This window comes from Streptomyces sp. SudanB182_2057, from assembly GCF_964272715.1.
GTDB lineage: Bacteria > Actinomycetota > Actinomycetes > Streptomycetales > Streptomycetaceae > Streptomyces > Streptomyces rubradiris.
The window spans coordinates 4155255-4172675 of sequence record NZ_OZ186798.1 but is presented as its reverse complement, the minus strand read 5'-3'; the positions used below and the strand labels follow the sequence as shown (position 1 = coordinate 4172675).

Sequence of the window (17421 nt, the reverse complement as noted above, 5' to 3'; positions counted from 1 at the left end):
TCACGGGCATGCATGCGATCACGATTCCCGAACCTGGTGGTCCCGAGGCTCTGGTGTGGACGGACGTCCCCGATCCGGTGCCCGGCGAGGGCGAGGTGCTGGTCGAGGTGGCGGCCAGCGCCGTCAACCGTGCCGACATCCTCCAGCGCCAGGGCGCCTACTCCCCTCCGCCCGGCGCCTCCCCCTACCCCGGCCTGGAGTGCTCCGGCAGGATCGCCGCGCTCGGCCCCGGCGTCTCGGGCTGGGCCGTCGGCGACGAGGTGTGCGCACTGCTCGCGGGCGGTGGCTACGCCGAGAAGGTCGCCGTACCGGCCGGGCAGCTGCTGCCTGTGCCCGAGGGCCTGTCCCTCCGGCAGGCGGCGGCGCTGCCCGAGGTGGTCTGCACGGTCTGGTCCAACGTGTTCATGATCGCCCACCTGCGGGCGGACGAGACGCTGCTGGTGCACGGCGGCTCCAGCGGCATCGGCACCATGGCGATCCAGCTGGCCAAGGCCCTCGGCGCCAGGGTCGCGGTGACCGCCGGTACGAAGGAGAAGCTGGAGCGCTGCGCCGAGCTGGGCGCGGACGTGCTCATCAACTACCGCGAGCAGGACTTCGTCGCCGAGATCAAGCAGGCCACCGACGGCGCGGGTGCCGACGTCATCCTCGACAACATGGGGGCCAAGTACCTGGACCGCAACGTCCAGGCCCTGGCCGTCAACGGCCGCCTGGCGATCATCGGTATGCAGGGCGGGGTGAAGGGCGAGCTGAACATCGGCGCGCTGCTCGGCAAGCGGGGCGCCATCAGCGCGACCTCGCTGCGCGGCCGCCCGCTGGGCGAGAAGGCGGCCATCGTCGCCGCCGTCCGAGAGCACGTGTGGCCGCTGCTCGCCGCCGGGGACGTCCGGCCGATCGTGGACCGCGAGCTGCCGATGCCGGAGGTGGCCGAGGCGCACCGGCTGGTGGAGGAGAGCGGTCACATCGGCAAGGTGCTGCTGGTGGCGCCGTAAGAGAGCCGGTCGGACCCCGTCTCGGCGGGGTCCGACCGGTCAGCTTCTGCGCAGCCTCAGCCCCAGCAGGGCCAGGCCGAGACCCAGGCCGATGAGCACCAGGCCGCTGCCCAGCGGCAGGATCCGCAGGACCGGCTCCGTCACGGCCTCGCTCTGCCGGCTCGCCTGCCGGGTGCCGGGCCGCGTCGCGGGCGGGGTGGAGCCCGGGCCGGCCTCTTGGACCGGCTCCTCGGAGGCGGCGGGCACGTCGGTGGTCTCCGGCTCCGCCGGCTGGACGGCCTGGGTGGCGGCGGCGGAGTCGTCCTCGTCCTCCGTCTCCGCCTCGGGCGGGTCGGGCCGGCCCGGGCGCATCCGCCCCTCACCGGCCCGGCTGCCCGCCCGGGTGGGCTCGGTCCAGGCGAGGGAGCGATAGGGGTGGACCGACGCTGAGGCCGAGTCGGACGGCGTGGGCACGGGGGTGGCGGAGTCCTTCCGCGCGGGACCGGCGGAGGCGGAAGGCCCCCGACCGGGCCGGTCGTGACCCGCGTGGTCCTGGCCTTGGTGGTGCGGTCCCGGGCGGTCCGGTTCCATGTCGCCCCGGCCCGCGTCGTCCCGGCCCGTGTGGTTCCGGTCCGGGCGCTCCTGCTGCGAGGCGCCGTGGTCCGCGTCCGGATGCCGGTCGTGCGGGCGTGCCCCGGCGGAATGGGCAGCGGCCGAATGGGCGTCGGCGGAGTGGTCCGGGGACGGGTGGTGCTCCGGCCCCGGCCGCCCCGGCGGCGCGTCCCGGACGGGACCCTGCCGCCCCTCGCCGTGGCTCGGGGCGGACGCGGGGGCCTGGCTCGGCCCGGCGGCGTACGCGGGCGGACCGCCGTGGACGGCGGCGATGCCGTACCACGGCAGCGTCGCGGCCGTGAGGACGGCCGGCAGCCGCAGACAGCGCGACGTGAGTCGCAGGCGTGGAGTCACGTCGGTGACCTCCCGGAGCCCAGGTGTCGTGACCGATGGATAACCGACGGGAACCAGCCTCACATCCCCGCCCGAAGAGGGCATTCCGGATTGGTCCGTCGGGGCGAAACGGCGGATCCGCGCCACGCGGGGGCACCACGGTGATGAGGTGGCGGCGTGCGAGAGAATGACGGCATGGAGATGCCGAGGAACGAACGGTCGCCGGAGAATCCCCAGATCCTCGTCGTGGGTCAGGACGGGATGGCACTCGGCGGCGGGGACGAGGACTCCCGTGAGACCCCGCTGACCGAGCAGGTGGAGCAGCCGGCCAAGGTCATGCGGATCGGCAGCATGATCAAGCAGCTGCTGGAGGAGGTGCGGGCGGCTCCCCTCGACGAGGCCAGCCGGGTGCGGCTGAAGGAGATCCACGCCAGCTCCGTGAAGGAACTGGAGGACGGCCTGGCCCCCGAACTGGTCGAGGAACTGGAGCGGCTTTCCCTGCCGTTCACCGACGACGCCACGCCGAGCGACGCGGAACTGCGGATCGCCCAGGCACAGCTGGTGGGCTGGCTGGAGGGCCTCTTCCACGGGATCCAGACGACGCTGTTCGCCCAGCAGATGGCCGCGCGAGCCCAGCTGGAGCAGATGCGCCGCGCGCTCCCGCCGGGGGTGGCCGGCCCCGAGGGCGTCGACGAGCACCACGCGGGCGGCCGTTCGGGCGGGCCCTACCTGTAACCCGTACCCCGCGCGACCCGCGCCCGGAGCGGTCCACGATCCGACACCACACGGAAGGGCCCGGCGGACGACCGCCGGGCCCTCGTCCTGTCCCGTGACCGCGGGGCGTGCGCGTGCGCACGGGGGCCGCCGGGGCCCCGACGGCGGCTACTGCGGGGGATTGCCCGTCGACAGGCTCAGTTCGATGGTGCCCACGTCGTCCGGGTCGACGTCGGCGCCCTGGGCGGGGAACTGCTTCAGGACGGTCCCGTCGCCCCAGGTGTTGTCGTCCTCGTGGCGGATGGTCCACTTCCAGCCCGCGGCCTGGAGGCACTCCTTCACCGAGTCGATGTCCTTGTACCGGAAGTCGGGCAGCTCGATCTTGGCCGAGTCCTGCCACGACTCCTGCGGGTCGGTGCACTCGGTCTTGTCGATCCGCCGCGTGTGGTCCGGCCCGCGGTAGCCCGCCCGGTGGGAGGCGGAGGCCGAGGGGACGGCCTCGCCGCCCTTGGCGTCCGCGCCGTCGTCCTTCAGCGACAGCGCGACGATCACCCCGGCGACCACGATGGCCGCCACCGCGACCGAGGTGACGATCACCGGCCGCCTGCCGCGCCCGGAGCCGCCGGACGGCCGGGACGACTGGGCCGGCCGGGGCGAGATCGTGTACGGCGGCGGCGTCCGGGCGGCGGAGCCCTGCGGACCGTAGGCGGCGTGCGGGGCCGGGTAACCGGCCTGCGGCGGGTAGCCGTAGGCCGGGGCGGGCGGTGTCGGCGCGCCGTACGGGTGCGGCGCCGGGGCGGGCGCCGGCTGGTACGGCGTCAGCGGCTGCGCCTGCGGGGCCGAGGCCGCCCGGTCGACCGGCGGGAACACCGCGGCGCCGACGCCCGAACCGCTCTGCCGCGGCCCGGCGTCCGGCACGATGCTCGGCGTCGCCGCCTGGAGGGAGGCCGCGACGCGCAGGCACTCGGCGCGCATGGCCTCGGCGGTCGGGAAGCGTTCGTTCGGGTTCTTCTTCAGCGCGCGGGCGACCAGCGCGTCCACGGCGGGCGGCAGCGCTCGGTTGACCGAGGAGGGCGCCACCGGCTCCTCCTGCACATGCGCGTACGCGATCGCCAGCGGCGAGTCCGCGTCGAACGGCAGCCGCCCGGTGACCAGTTGGAACAGCATGATGCCGACCGAGTACAGGTCGGAGCGGGCGTCCACACCGCGGCCGAGGGCCTGCTCGGGCGAGAGGTACTGCGGGGTGCCCACGACCATGCCGGTCTGCGTCATCGAGGTGACGCCGGACTGCATGGCGCGGGCGATGCCGAAGTCCATGACCTTGACCACACCGCGCTTGGTCGTCATCACGTTGCCCGGCTTGATGTCGCGGTGGACCAGCCCCATCTCGTGGCTGATCTCCAGGGCGGCGAGCACGTCGGCGGTGACCTTCAGCGCCTTGTCGGCGGGCATCGCGCCGTACTGCCGGATGTCCTCCTCCAGGACCGAGCCCAGCGGCCGGCCCTCGACGTATTCCATGACGATGTACGGCGTGGCCATGCCGTTCAGCTCGTCCTCGCCGGTGTCGAAGACGGAGACGATGTTGGTGTGCGTGAGCTTGGCCACGGCCTGCGCCTCGCGGCGGAAGCGCTCGCGGAACGCCTGTTCCCGGCCGAGTTCGGTGTGCAGGGTCTTGATCGCGACCGGACGGTCCAGCACCGTGTCGTGCGCCAGGTGCACCGAGGCCATGCCGCCCTCGCCGAGCAGGTCGCGCAGCTGGTAGCGGCCCTGGGCCAGGGCCTGCCCCGCGTACCGGCCCGGTGCGCCGTGCTGGCTCATCTCTCCGCGTCCCCCACTGGCCGTCCGGCGCCGTGATCCAGCGAACAGGCCTTGATCGAATGTCTCATTCCCGGCCAAGTCTGCCGGAGGGCACCGACACGTCAAGCTCGGTGCCCGTTCCGTGACCGTACGCGCAAGAAGCGTCGCGCAAGCGTTACAGGGGACGTACGACCGGCGCACAGAATTTGCACGACAGCGCCTGCTGGAGGTTTCATGACCGGTCCGTCTCGGGTCCGTCCCGGTTGCGGTTCCGGACCGGCGGCCCCCACGAAGGCTGTAGCGTGGCCGACGGAGACCGTAACAACACCGCGCGCACCGCGGGCAGAAACGACGGCGAGGACTGATGGCACAGACGCAGCGCTCTCAGGGCCCGTCCGACCCCGAGGCGACTGGCGGCGGCATGTCGGACGCGCCGGAGCTGTGGGGCAACGGCGGGCTCGTCGGCGACGGGCGGTACCGGCTCACGCACCGGCTCGGCCGGGGTGGCATGGCCGAGGTGTTCGCCGCCGAGGACGTCCGCCTGGGCCGCACGGTCGCGGTCAAGCTGCTCCGCGCGGACCTGGCCGAAGACCCGGTCTCCAAGGCGCGGTTCACCCGTGAGGCGCAGTCGGTCGCGGGGCTGAACCACCACGCGATCGTCGCCGTGTACGACTCCGGCGAGGACGTGGTGGGCGGCCAGTCCGTGCCGTACATCGTCATGGAGCTGGTCGAGGGCCGCACCATCCGCGATCTGCTGATGAACGCCGAGGCGCCGGGCCCCGAGCAGGCCCTGATCATCGTCTCGGGGGTGCTGGAGGCGCTCGCCTACTCGCACCAGCATGGCATCGTGCACCGTGACATCAAGCCGGCGAATGTCATCATCACCCACAGCGGTGCCGTCAAGGTGATGGACTTCGGCATCGCCCGCGCCCTGCACGGCGCGTCCACCACGATGACGCAGACCGGCATGGTCATGGGCACCCCGCAGTACCTCTCCCCGGAGCAGGCGCTCGGCAAGGCCGTCGACCACCGGTCCGACCTGTACGCGACCGGCTGCCTGCTGTACGAACTGCTCGCGCTCCGGCCCCCGTTCACCGGCGAGACGCCGCTCTCCGTGGTCTACCAGCACGTCCAGGACATGCCGGTGCCGCCGTCGCAGGTCGTCGACGGCACCTGCCCGCCGGAGCTGGACGGCCTGGTGATGCGCTCCCTGGCCAAGGACCCCGACGACCGGTTCCAGACGGCCGAGGAGATGCGCGGCCTGGTCCAGTACGGCCTGCAGATGCTGTACGAGCAGGGCGGCCACACCGGCACCTGGAACACCGGCCTGGTGGAGGCGCCCGACACCCGGCACACCCCGTCGGCCGGTTTCGCGGGCACGACCGTCATGCCGCACCCGGTGGACGCGGGCGGCACCGCGCAGATCCCGCAGCCGATCCTGCCCACGGGCTACGGCAGCGGCGACGACGGCGCCTTCGAGGGGCACGGCAACCGGGGCAGCGGACGCGGCAAGCTGTGGATCCTCGCCGTCCTCGCGGTCATCGCGATCTCCGCGGGCGTGGCACTCGCGCTGAACAGCGCGAACAGCGACGGCGGCAAGGGCGGTACCGACACCAAGCCGACCACCACGCACTCCAAGAACACCGAGAAGGAGTCGCCCTCCCCGACCCCGACCGACGAGGACACCGGCGAGCCGTCGGACACCTCGGCGGGCACCGGTGAGTGGAACACGAGCGGCGGCGGCTCCGGCGGGGTGCCGGAGACCACCCCGTCGTACACCCAGACGCAGTCGGCCTCCCCGCCCCCGAGCAACCAGCCGTCGAGCCCGCAGACCACGCCGTCGCAGCCGACGGGCACGGTGAACGGCGGTACCGACGCCGGCACCGGTGACGGCGGCACGGACGAGGGCACCAGCGAGGGCAACACCGACGAGGGCACCACCGAGGGCGACAGCACCGAGGGGACGACGACCGTCGGCACCACCACCGGCGACACCGCCGGTTGAAGCGCACCGGCGACGACCGGGCCGGCGACACCCTGAGGTGACGCCGGCCGCTCACCGCACGCATCGAGGTGCCACCTCCGTACCCCGTACGGAGATGGCGCCGGCCGTTCACCGCACGAACGCGTCGCACACCGCGTCGTACTCGCGCGTCCACCACACCGCGAGCGCCGACGCGGCCGGGAACTGGCAGTCCGCGCGCGTGTCGCGGCGTTCGTAGTGCCAGCGCAGCATCCAGAAGTCGTTCAGCCGCTCCCACCACACGCGGTGCACGGCCGCCGCCAGCTCCGAGGCCGTGGCACCGGCCGCGCGCCGGTACGCGCGCGCGTAGGCCCGCACTTTGGGCAGGTGCAGCCGTCCGGAGGGCCGCACGAAGAAGATGGCGGCGGCGCGCACGGCCTCCTCCGCGCGCGGCTGCACCCCGAGCCGGTCCCAGTCCACGATGGCGGCCGGGGCGTCGTCCTTGTAGAGCAGGTTGAACGGGTGGAAGTCGCCGTGCACCCAGCCCACCGGGCCGCCGCGCGGCGGGCGCCGGCCCGCGTGCTGCTCCAGCAGCGCGCGGCGCTCCAGCAGCCGGTGCCGGGCGAGTTCGTCGAAGGCGTCGGCGGGCCGGTGCCGGCGCACGTGCGCCAGCAGGTCGTCGATGAGGGCGAAGGTGTCGGCCGGGTCGGCGCTCTCCACGGGGTGCGGGCTCGTCGCCGGGCGGGTACGGCCCTTGGGCGGCATCACCCGCTCCAGACAGGCGTGCACGGCGCCCAGGAGCGCGCCCAGGCGGGCGCTCTCCGCGCGGGTGAGCTGACCGCCGTGGCGGTGTCCGCCGTCGATCCAGGGGTGCAGGGCGTAGGCGTGGCCGCCGACCACCGCGACCGTGCGGCCCCCGCGGTGCGCGAGCGGCGGGGCGACCGGGACGCCGAGGGCGGCCAGGCGCTGGGTGGCCCGGTGCCGGCGCTCGATGGCGGCCGGGTCGGCGGTGTCCGGATCGAAGTGGTGCTTGAGGAAGTACCGGCCGCGCGTGGTGCACAGCCGGTAGCCGCGGTTGAGCAGCCCCTGGTCGACCGGCTCACAGGTGAGGGCGGTACCCGCGGCGTACAGGCGCAGCAGGGCGCCCAGAGGGGGCGCGTGAGGCACGACAGGTGGTACACATGAGCGCGGCACGCGCCAGATGTTAGGGCACGCGGTGAGCCCGTGAGCTGGGCGTTGTCACAGGCAGTCGCCGACGGTCGCTTTCGGTCATGGGATGGGCATTTGCTCGTGCATTCGGGTGACAGTGAAGGGCTTTCCGGTAACGCCGTCGCTTTCCGGCCCCGGGTAACCGGGCGGTAATAACGGGATTTCTCCCGCTTCGCCTACGAGTCCCGTCTCACATCGAACTCTTCCCGTGACCTGGGTCGGCGGGATAACGTGCGCTTGCTCGGGCCTGTCGCAAGGCTGTGACCAGCATGCTTTCCCATCCCCTCGATTTACTTGGAAATCCAAGCAAAATCGCAGGTCAAACGGGGTTTCACAGAAATGTGGGGCACTGGGTAACGTGATGGTTGCAGGGCGCTCGCCGGGGCACCTGTCACGCCTGTTCCCGGCCGAGTGGCACCCACCCCGTGCCCGGTGGTCGAAACAGGTGAGCCGCACTGGCCTACCGGCAACCCCGGGGGCCGGAACGACGGAGGAGCACACGTGACCGTGGAGAGCAGTGCCGCGCGCAAGCCGCGACGCACCGCCGCAGGCAAAGCCGGCACCACCGGCAGCAAGACCGGAGCCACCGGCACCAAGCGCACCACCCGTACCACCCGCAGTACCGCGAAGAAGAGCACCGACCCCGAGCTCGTGCAGCTCCTGACGCCTGAGGGCGAGCGGGTCGAGAACGCCGAGTACGACGCCTACGTCGCCGGCATCACCCCCGAAGAACTGCGCGGCCTGTACCGCGACATGGTGCTCACCCGCCGTTTCGACGCCGAGGCCACCGCCCTGCAGCGCCAGGGCGAGCTGGGCCTGTGGGCCTCCCTGCTGGGACAGGAGGCCGCCCAGATCGGCTCGGGGCGCGCCACCCGTCCGGACGACTACGTCTTCCCGACCTACCGGGAACACGGCGTCGCCTGGTGCCGCGGCGTCGACCCGACCAACCTGCTCGGCATGTTCCGCGGCGTGAACAACGGCGGCTGGGACCCGAACGGCAACAACTTCCACCTGTACACGATCGTGATCGGCTCCCAGGCGCTGCACGCCACCGGCTACGCGATGGGCGTGGCCAAGGACGGCGCGGACTCGGCGGTCATCGCCTACTTCGGCGACGGCGCCTCCAGCCAGGGCGACGTGGCCGAATCGTTCACGTTCTCCGCGGTCTACAACGCCCCCGTGGTGTTCTTCTGCCAGAACAACCAGTGGGCGATCTCCGAGCCCACCGAGAAGCAGACCCGCGTCCCGCTGTACCAGCGCGCCCAGGGCTACGGCTTCCCGGGCGTCCGGGTCGACGGCAACGACGTGCTGGCCTGCCTCGCGGTCACCAAGTGGGCGCTGGAGCGCGCCCGCAACGGCGAGGGCCCCACCCTGGTCGAGGCGTACACCTACCGCATGGGCGCCCACACCACCTCCGACGACCCCACCCGCTACCGGGGCGACGAGGAGCGGCTGGCCTGGGAGGCGAAGGACCCGATCCTGCGCCTGCACCGCCATCTGGTGGCGTCGAACCACGCGGACGACGGATTCTTCGCGGAACTCGAGGCCGAGTCCGAGGCGTTGGGCAAGCGAGTGCGCGAAGCGGTCCGCACCATGCCCGACCCGGACCGGTTCGCCCTCTTCGAGAACGTGTACGCGGACGGACACGCGCTCGTGGACGAGGAGCGCGCCCAGTTCGCTGCCTACCAGGCGTCGTTCGCCGATGAAGGGGGTCACTGAGATGGCCGAGAAGATGGCGATGGCCAAGGCCATCAACGAGTCGCTGCGCCGCGCCCTGGACGCCGACCCCAAGGTCCTGGTCATGGGCGAGGACGTCGGCAAGCTCGGCGGTGTCTTCCGGGTGACGGACGGCCTGCAGAAGGACTTCGGCGAGGGCCGGGTCATCGACACCCCGCTGGCCGAGTCCGGCATCGTCGGCACCGCGATCGGCCTGGCCCTGCGCGGCTACCGCCCGGTGGTGGAGATCCAGTTCGACGGCTTCGTCTTCCCGGCCTACGACCAGATCGTCACCCAGCTGGCGAAGATGCACGCCCGCTCGCTGGGCAAGGTCAAGCTGCCCGTCGTCGTGCGCATCCCCTACGGCGGCGGCATCGGCGCGGTCGAGCACCACTCCGAGTCGCCGGAGGCGCTGTTCGCCCATGTGGCGGGCCTGAAGGTGGTCTCGCCGTCGAACGCCTCGGACGCGTACTGGATGATGCAGCAGGCCATCCAGAGCGACGACCCGGTGATCTACTTCGAGCCCAAGCGGCGCTACTGGGACAAGGCCGAGGTCGACCCCGAGGCCATCCCGGCCCCGCTGCACAAGGCGCGCGTGGTCCGCGAGGGCACGGACCTGACCCTGGCGGCCTACGGCCCGATGGTGAAGCTGTGCCAGGAGGTCGCGGCCGCGGCGGCCGAGGAGGGCAAGCACCTGGAGGTGCTGGACCTGCGCTCGGTCAGCCCGCTGGACTTCGACGCGATCCAGGCATCCGTGGAGAAGACCCGCCGCCTGGTCGTGGTGCACGAGGCACCGGTGTTCTTCGGCTCCGGCGCGGAGATCGCCGCGCGGATCACCGAGCGCTGCTTCTACCACCTGGAGGCACCGGTGCTCCGGGTCGGCGGCTACCACGCCCCGTACCCGCCGGCCCGTCTGGAGGAGGAGTACCTGCCCGACCTGGACCGCGTGCTCGACGCCGTCGACCGCTCGCTGGCGTACTGAGGAGAGGGACGTGACGACGATGACGGATGCGTCCGTACGCGAGTTCAAGATGCCCGACGTCGGTGAGGGGCTCACCGAGGCGGAGATCCTCAAGTGGTACGTCCAGCCGGGTGACACGGTCACCGACGGCCAGGTGGTGTGCGAGGTGGAGACGGCGAAGGCCGCCGTCGAACTGCCCATCCCCTACGACGGCGTGGTGCGCGAGCTGCGCTTCCCCGAGGGCACCACGGTGGACGTGGGCACGGCCATCATCACGGTCGCCGTGGCCGGCGCCGCCGCGCCCGAGGCCCCTGGAGCTCCCGAGGTACCCGCCGAGCAGCCCCAGGCGGAGCCCGCCCCGGCCGCGGAGGAGCCGAAGCCGGAGGGCCGCCAGCCGGTCCTGGTCGGCTACGGCGTGGCCACCACCTCGACCAAGCGCCGCCCCCGCAAGGGCCCCCAGGCCGACGTGCCGGGACCGGCGCAGGCGATCCAGGCCGAGCTGAACGGCCACGGCGGCGCGCTCGCCGAGAAGGCCCGCCCGCTGGCCAAGCCCCCGGTGCGCAAGCTGGCCAAGGACCTCGGCGTCGACCTGGCCTCGGTCACCCCGTCCGGCCCGGACGGCGTCATCACCCGCGAGGACGTCCACGCGGCGGCCGCCCCGCGCGCCGCCGAACCGGTCACCGAGGCCCCCGCCGCCCCGGCCGCCCCGGCCGCCGCCCCCGCGGCTCCGGCGCCCGCGGCGTCGTACGACGCCACGCGCGAGACCCGCGTCCCGGTCAAGGGCGTCCGCAAGGCCACCGCGCAGGCGATGGTCGGCTCGGCGTTCACGGCACCGCACGTCACCGAGTTCGTGACGGTGGACGTGACCCGCACGATGCGGCTGGTCGAGGAGCTGAAGCAGGACAAGGACATGCAGGGGCTGCGGGTCAACCCGCTCCTGCTGATCGCCAAGGCCCTGCTGGTCGCCATCAAGCGCAACCCGGAGATCAACGCCTCCTGGGACGAGGCCAACCAGGAGATCGTGCTCAAGCACTACGTCAACCTGGGCATCGCGGCGGCCACCCCCCGCGGGCTGATCGTGCCGAACATCAAGGACGCGCACGACAAGACCCTCCCGCAGCTGGCCGAGGCGCTCGGCGAACTGGTGACGACGGCCCGCGAGGGCAAGACCTCACCGGCGGCGATGCAGGGCGGCACGGTGACCATCACCAACGTCGGCGTCTTCGGCGTCGACACCGGAACGCCCCTGCTGAACCCGGGTGAGTCCGCGATCCTCGCGGTCGGCGCGATCAAGCTCCAGCCGTGGGTGCACAAGGGCAAGGTGAAGCCGCGCCAGGTCACCACCCTGGCCCTCTCCTTCGACCACCGCCTGGTCGACGGCGAACTGGGCTCCAAGGTCCTGGCGGACGTGGCGGCGATCCTGGAACAGCCGAAGCGGTTGATCACCTGGGGCTGAGGCTCCGTCGACGGGTAATCTCCGGCAAGCGAAGGGGACGGCCGCAACTTGCTCTTGCGACCGCCCCCTTCGTCATTCAGTGCCTGTCAGCCCTGAGTGAGCACGTACACCGGTGCTCCGTCCTCCGCACCGCCCCGCGAACGGATGCAGGCGTGCTTGCGCAGCAGCCGCAGGCATTCGTTGACGCGGTGCACGGACAGGCCGGTCCGCGCCGCGATGGCCTCCAGCGGCTCGCGCAGCTCGCCCTTCTCGACCAGGACCGGCGCGATGACGACGGCCACCGCCCACACGTCCGCCGTCACGGACAGCCGCTGCCGCCAGTCGGCCAGCAGGGCCTCGGTGGTGGGCGGCACCACCGGATCAGCGCCGGGCAGGTAGCGCGGGAGGGCCATTCCGTCGAGCCGGTCCGCGATCCGCTCCATCGCCCGCACCATGGCCTGCTGGACGGCCAGGGTGGCCTTCTGCAGTTCGATCGACTCGCGCTGCCCCTTCGCCAGTTCCTCGTCCAGCCGGAGGTTGTGCGCCTCCAGCCGGACGATGGCCTCCGCGACCTGTTCCGGCATGGCGTAGGCGATGGGCGCGCCCGGCTCAGCCGGCTGCACCTCGGCCTTGTCGAGAGTGTAAGAACCCTCCCTCTGTACGGTCTCGATTACTTCGGCGACCCACAGTTTGAAGGGCATGCAGGCCGGCTTGGTGCAGGCGTTGACGAGCAGGATGAGACCCTGCAGAGAGATGAGATTCAGATCTCGGCGCCACTCCCTACCTGCGGGAATGCTGAGACCGTAAGCTCCACTTACGGTCTCGAGTGTCTCTCGGTGCTCTTCGGGCAGGTGGTCGGCGAGAGCTTGCCGAGAGTTGCTGTGCCCGAGTTCCTTGCAGACATCCACCGCCGGGAACCAATGGCTTCCGTCCGGCATGGTGAGCCGGCGGACACGGGCTCCGGTGGCCGCGTACACGAAGTCGCTGATGTCGATCGCCTGACGCCGTCCCTCGGCGTCGGGCCGCCTCCTGGGTTCGTTCATGTGAACACCTCCGTCGCGGAACGTAGAACGGAGGAAATCGAATATGCCAACTGCAAGGCTGATATTCGTGATTACAGGTGAATTAGCGGCATGTGGGTGACAAAAGGCGGACCGGTGAGGTAGTCCGGTCAGTCGGTGGACGGCCGGGTGCGGAGGGTGTTGAGCAGGGCCGCGCCCCGTTCCGCGTCGTCCACGCTTACCGCGAAGTCGGCGCGGCGGCCCCGGGGGCGTATGACCAGGCAGTCGCCGGCGCGGAGCATGACCGTCGTGCCGAGGCCGCTGATCCGGTACCCCCAGCCGCCGACCTGGGACGGCAGCCGCCGCTCGGCGCGGGCGGTCTCGATGGCGGCCGGGGACCAGCGGCGGACGGGCCAGCCCAGCGGGCCGAACGACACCTCCAGGCCCGCCTCCGACACCTTCGCCTGGACCGAGGAGAACGTGGCACAGCTGAGCGAGACGACCGTCGACGCCGCGCACGCCGTCCACAGCCCGGCGGGGTCGGCCAGGCCCATGGCCAGGGCGACCAGCGCGACGACGGCCACCAGCCCGGCCACCGCCGCCAGCAGCCGCAGCCAGGGGTTGGCGGTGCGGGAGAACCACACCAGGCGTTCGCCCTCGGGCACCTCCAGCGTGGGCGCGGCGGCCGGGGCGGCGGCGGGCCGCGGGGTGAGCCGCCAGGCGGCCACCGCGGCGACCGCCGCGAGCGCGCCGATCAGGACCACCCCGAGGACCGGCTGGCGGGCCTGGTGCCAGTCGGTGTGGTCCCAGTTCGCCCGGACGACGCACACCTGGGCGCCGACGAGCACCGCCCCCGTGGGCGCCAGCGTCATCGCCCGCCAAGGGTGCGCGGTCGCGCCGGAGCGGCGCGGGCGCACGCTCGTCGCGAGGACGGTCAGCAGCCAGACCCCGGCCGGGAGAAGACAGGCCGCCCACAGGGGGAGCGAGCCGTCGGGGGTGCCGTCACCGCTCCAGTGGGTCGCCGGCCGGCCGGGGAGCCGGTCCCGCGCGGCCCAGGGCAGTCCGGCGAGCACGGCCGTGACGCCCGCCGTCGCGCCGATCGTCCACCACCGTGCGGTGCGGCCCCGGTTCACCGGCCCGGTTTCCACGCCCGTCATGTCAGCCCCCGGATCATCTCGATGACATCGGTCCGGCTGTAGCCCAGCCGGGACGCCTCCGCGACCAGCTCACGCACCCTGATCTGGAGGCCGGAGCGGCGGGACGCCCCCTCGGCGACCGTGATGCCCCGGCCGCGCCGGAACTCCAGCAGGCCCTCGTCCCGCAGCTCGCGCAGTCCGCGCAGCACGGTGTTGACGTTGATGTCGAGGGCCGCGGAGAGGTCGCGGGCGGAGGGCAGCCGGTCGCCGGCGCGGCACTCGCCCTCGGCGATGGCCCGCCGGACCGCCGCGGCGACCTGTTCGTGCAGCGGGCGGGTGTCGGACGTGTCCAGACGCAGCAGCATGGTGCCAATGAAACTAGCACCATGCGTGCCATCGGGGAACCGGGCGCAGCGAAAAGGGGGCCCGTCGCGGCAGGCGACGGGCCCCCTCGGGGTGACCGGGTGTCAGCCCAGGCGGGCGAAGCCGTAGTTGAGGAGCTTCTTCGCGTCCGCCTCGCGGTTGGCGATGGAGGAGGAGGCGAGGACCGTGCCGATGACCGTCTTGTTCTTCCGGGTCGCGGCGAAGACCAGGCAGTACTTGGCCTCCGGGCCGGAGCCGGTCTTCACGCCGATGGTCCCGCTGTAGCTGTTGAGCAGCCCGTTGGTGTTCTTCCAGGGGGCCATCGTGCGGGTGCCGCCCGACTTGGTGCGGGTCTTGGCGGTGTACGTCTTGGTCTTGACGATCGCGCGGAACGTGGAGTTCTTCATCGCGCTGCCGGCGATCTTCGTCAGGTCGCGCGGCGTCGAGTAGTTGCTGCCGTTGCCGATGCCGTCGAAGGAGTCGAAGTGCGTGTTTTTCAGGCCCAGGTTCTTGGCGGCGGTGTTCATCTTGCCGATGAAGTTCTTCACGCGCGCCGCCCGGGTCGAACCGGAGCCGTACTTGTCGGCGAGCGCGTAGGCGGCGTCGCAGCCGGACGGCAGCATCAGGCCGTACAGCAGCTGCCGGACGGTCACCTGGTCGCCGACGATCAGATGGGCCTGGGAGGCGTTGTTCTTGACGACGTAGTCGCTGTACGCCTTCTGGATCGTGACCTTGGCGTCGAGGTTGAGGTTCGACTGGGCGAGCACGACCTTGGCGGTCATGATCTTCGTGGTGGAGCCGGTGGCGAGCCGGGTGTCCGCCTTCTTGCCGTACAGCGTCGCGCCGCCGGCGTTGTTCATCAGGTACCCGCCCTTGGCCACGATCGAGGGCGCGGTGACGGCCTGTGCGGGCGCCGCGGTGAGGGCGCCGGTGGCGGCCAGCGCGCCGGCGGTGACGGTGACGACAGCGGCCCTGCGGAGTTTGGTGCCCTTGATGCCGGTAATCAACTGATGTACCTCGAATGTATTGAATGCCCCTGATGTGCGGCCGAGTTGAGGTGAGTGCGCAAAAGGGCCGCGTATGTGTGACACGTAAGTAGCACAGAAGGTTGTGCGGTCGCCGGGGGATGAACGTTTCCAGGCCGCGAGGGTCCGCATCGTGGACGGTCCACCGCTTGCGCACGTGTTGTATCTATCCTGTGGGCATGAGAACGGCCGTCGAGCACTCCGCGCCCCAGTCCCTCAAACAGCCACCCGCCGCCGAACGCGTGTACACCCATGTCAAGCAGGGCGTGCTCGACCGCCGCTACGAGGGCGGCACCCTGCTCACCGAGGGTGAGCTGGCCGAGGCCGTCGGGGTCTCGCGCACGCCCGTCAGGGAGGCGCTGCTGCGGCTGGAAGCCGAGGGTCTGATCCGCCTCTACCCCAAGAAGGGCGCCCTGGTCCTGCCGGTCTCCGCGCAGGAGATCGCGGACGTGGTGGAGACCCGCCTGCTGGTCGAGGAGCACGCCGCCCGCAAGGCCGTACCCGCCCCGCCGGGTCTGCTGGAGCGGCTGACCGAGCTGCTGGAGCGGCAGAAGGCGCAGGCCGCCGCCGGAGACCTGGCCGCCGCCGCGGTCACCGACCGCTCCTTCCACGCCGAGATCGTGCGCAGCGGGGGCAACGAGATCCTCTCCCGCCTCTACGACCAGCTGCGCGACCGCCAGCTGCGGATGGGCGTCGCCGTCATGCACTCCCACCCCGACCGGATCGCCAAGACGCTCGCCGAGCACGAGGAGATCCTGGACGCGCTGCGCGCCGGGGACGCCCAGACGGCCGTCGGGGTCGTGCACCGGCACGTGAGCTGGGTCTCGAACCTCGCGCGGGGTGAGGTCCGATGAGCGCCCCGGAGCGCGGCGCCGCCCTCCCGGGCGACCCGCCGGGCGGCCGGCGGGCGGTCGTCGTCTGGTCCATAGGCGTGGCGGTCTACTTCGTCGCCGTCATCTTCCGTACGTCGCTGGGGGTGGCCGGGCTCGACGCGGCCGACCGCTTCCACGTGGGCGCCTCCGCCCTCTCCACCTTCTCCATACTCCAGCTGCTGGTCTACGCCGGCATGCAGATACCCGTCGGCCTGCTGGTCGACCGGCTCGGCACCAAGAAGGTGCTGAGCATCGGCGCGCTGCTGTTCACCGCCGGACAGCTGGGCTTCGCCTTCTCCCCCTCCTACGGCACCGCCCTCGCCTCCCGGGCGCTGCTGGGCTGTGGCGACGCGATGACCTTCATCAGCGTGCTACGGCTGGGCACCCGCTGGTTCCCGGCCCGGCGCGGCCCGATGGTCGCGCAGCTCGCGGGGCTGGTCGGCATGGCGGGCAACCTGGTCTCCACCCTGGTCCTGGCCCGGCTGCTGCACGGCATCGGCTGGACCCCGGCGTTCGCGGGGAGCGCGCTGGCGGGCGCGGTCGTCCTGGTGCTGACCCTGCTGTTCCTGAAGGACCACCCCGAGGGGCTGGAGCCGGAGCCGTCCCCGCACCGGGGCGCCGCCTACGTCCGCGGGCAGATCGCCGCCGCCTGGCGGGAGCCGGGCACCCGGCTGGGCCTGTGGGTGCACTTCACCACCCAGTTCCCGGCGATGGTGTTCCTGCTGCTGTGGGGCCTGCCGTTCCTGGTCGAGGCGCAGGGGCTCAGCCGTGCCACGGCCGGCGAGCTGCTCACCCTCGTCGTGCTGTCCAACATGGTGATCGGCCTGGTCTACGGCCAGATCGTGGCCCGGCACCACGCGGCCCGGCTGCCGCTGGCGCTGGGCACGGTGGGCGCGACCGCGCTGCTGTGGGCGGCGACCCTGGCCTATCCCGGGCGGCACGCGCCGATGTGGCTGCTGGTGGTGCTGTGCGCGGTGCTCGGCGCGTGCGGACCGGCGTCCATGCTCGGCTTCGACTTCGCCCGGCCGGCCAATCCGCCCGAGCGGCAGGGCACGGCGTCCGGCATCACCAACATGGGCGGCTTCATCGCCTCCATGACGACGCTGTTCGCGATCGGCGTGCTGCTGGACGCGACCGGGGACGACTACACCGTGGCCTTCGGCTCCGTGTTCGTGCTCCAGGCGCTCGGGGTGAGCCAGATCCTCCGGCTGCGGGGGCGGGCGGCCCGGCGGGAGCGGGAGCAGTTGATCTCCAGCCGCATAGAGACGGTGCACGTGCCCGCGTAGCCCTACGGCGGAAGTGCGCTTCCGGTGGCA

The 17421-nt window shown here is 72.2% G+C and carries 15 protein-coding genes; 8 read left to right on the top strand and 7 right to left on the bottom strand.

Translation table 11 applies throughout. The annotated features are described in order from the left end of the window. Positions 1-8 precede the first annotated feature (8 nt). Complete coding sequence (locus tag ACSURM_RS18125; RefSeq protein WP_436956300.1) at positions 9-989, top strand: NAD(P)H-quinone oxidoreductase; 981 nt, start codon at positions 9-11, stop codon at positions 987-989. Between the two features lie 39 nt (positions 990-1028). On the opposite strand, the gene ACSURM_RS18120 is transcribed toward ACSURM_RS18125, so the two are convergent. Beyond that, a complete protein-coding gene (locus ACSURM_RS18120; RefSeq protein ID WP_436956298.1) occupies positions 1029-1934 on the bottom strand; it encodes a hypothetical protein in 906 nt (301 codons plus the stop codon). Between the two features lie 174 nt (positions 1935-2108). Here ACSURM_RS18120 and ACSURM_RS18115 point away from each other — a divergent pair, with 174 nt between their 5' ends. Next, a complete protein-coding gene (locus ACSURM_RS18115; RefSeq protein WP_436961132.1) occupies positions 2109-2648 on the top strand; it encodes a bacterial proteasome activator family protein in 540 nt (179 codons plus the stop codon). Positions 2649-2795: 147 nt separating this feature from the next. Here the strand turns inward: ACSURM_RS18115 and ACSURM_RS18110 are convergent, their stop codons facing one another. Next, positions 2796-4445 (bottom strand): protein kinase domain-containing protein, encoded by a 1650-nt coding sequence (locus ACSURM_RS18110; RefSeq protein WP_436956297.1) that lies wholly within the window; start codon positions 4443-4445, stop codon positions 2796-2798. Positions 4446-4788: 343 nt separating this feature from the next. Here ACSURM_RS18110 and ACSURM_RS18105 point away from each other — a divergent pair, with 343 nt between their 5' ends. Further along, positions 4789-6429 carry a protein kinase domain-containing protein gene (locus ACSURM_RS18105; RefSeq protein ID WP_436956295.1) on the top strand — a complete coding sequence of 547 codons (1641 nt, stop codon included), beginning with the start codon at positions 4789-4791 and terminating at the stop codon, positions 6427-6429. Between the two features lie 108 nt (positions 6430-6537). Here ACSURM_RS18105 and ACSURM_RS18100 read toward each other — a convergent pair whose 3' ends face one another. After that, positions 6538-7554, bottom strand: coding sequence for a phosphotransferase (locus ACSURM_RS18100; RefSeq protein WP_436956294.1), 1017 nt, complete (start codon positions 7552-7554; stop codon positions 6538-6540). 543 nt (positions 7555-8097) lie between these two features. On the opposite strand from ACSURM_RS18100, the gene pdhA reads away from it, so the two are divergent. The 3 genes from pdhA to ACSURM_RS18085 are packed head-to-tail and all read left to right on the top strand — an operon-like array spanning position 8098 to position 11729. Next, a complete protein-coding gene (gene pdhA / locus ACSURM_RS18095) occupies positions 8098-9315 on the top strand; it encodes a pyruvate dehydrogenase (acetyl-transferring) E1 component subunit alpha (protein ID WP_436956292.1) in 1218 nt (405 codons plus the stop codon). Between the two features lies 1 nt (position 9316). Then, complete coding sequence (locus ACSURM_RS18090) at positions 9317-10294, top strand: alpha-ketoacid dehydrogenase subunit beta (protein ID WP_436956291.1); 978 nt, start codon at positions 9317-9319, stop codon at positions 10292-10294. Positions 10295-10304: 10 nt separating this feature from the next. After that, entirely contained in the window at positions 10305-11729 is a 1425-nt protein-coding gene (locus ACSURM_RS18085) for a dihydrolipoamide acetyltransferase family protein (protein ID WP_436956290.1), read from the top strand. An 86-nt stretch (positions 11730-11815) separates the two neighbouring features. On the opposite strand, the gene ACSURM_RS18080 is transcribed toward ACSURM_RS18085, so the two are convergent. The 4 genes from ACSURM_RS18080 to ACSURM_RS18065 form a co-directional block, all read right to left on the bottom strand. Then, the gene (locus tag ACSURM_RS18080) at positions 11816-12751 is read right to left on the bottom strand and encodes a BRO-N domain-containing protein (RefSeq protein WP_436956288.1); all 936 of its coding nucleotides are present in this window, start codon (positions 12749-12751) and stop codon (positions 11816-11818) included. 128 nt (positions 12752-12879) lie between these two features. Beyond that, positions 12880-13866 (bottom strand): DUF1648 domain-containing protein, encoded by a 987-nt coding sequence (locus ACSURM_RS18075; protein ID WP_436956286.1) that lies wholly within the window; start codon positions 13864-13866, stop codon positions 12880-12882. Continuing rightward, complete coding sequence (locus ACSURM_RS18070) at positions 13863-14210, bottom strand: GntR family transcriptional regulator (protein WP_436956284.1); 348 nt, start codon at positions 14208-14210, stop codon at positions 13863-13865. The genes ACSURM_RS18075 and ACSURM_RS18070 overlap by 4 nt, the downstream gene beginning before the upstream one ends. 102 nt (positions 14211-14312) lie before the next feature. Beyond that, a complete protein-coding gene (locus ACSURM_RS18065) occupies positions 14313-15215 on the bottom strand; it encodes a D-alanyl-D-alanine carboxypeptidase family protein (RefSeq protein WP_436956282.1) in 903 nt (300 codons plus the stop codon). Positions 15216-15412: 197 nt separating this feature from the next. Here ACSURM_RS18065 and ACSURM_RS18060 point away from each other — a divergent pair, with 197 nt between their 5' ends. Together ACSURM_RS18060 and ACSURM_RS18055 are read left to right on the top strand one after the other, a co-directional pair. Further along, the gene (locus ACSURM_RS18060; protein WP_436956280.1) at positions 15413-16087 is read left to right on the top strand and encodes a GntR family transcriptional regulator; all 675 of its coding nucleotides are present in this window, start codon (positions 15413-15415) and stop codon (positions 16085-16087) included. Continuing rightward, positions 16084-17391 carry an MFS transporter gene (locus ACSURM_RS18055; RefSeq protein ID WP_436956278.1) on the top strand — a complete coding sequence of 436 codons (1308 nt, stop codon included), beginning with the start codon at positions 16084-16086 and terminating at the stop codon, positions 17389-17391. Before ACSURM_RS18060 ends, ACSURM_RS18055 begins: the two co-directional genes overlap by 4 nt. Positions 17392-17421: the final 30 nt, after the last annotated feature.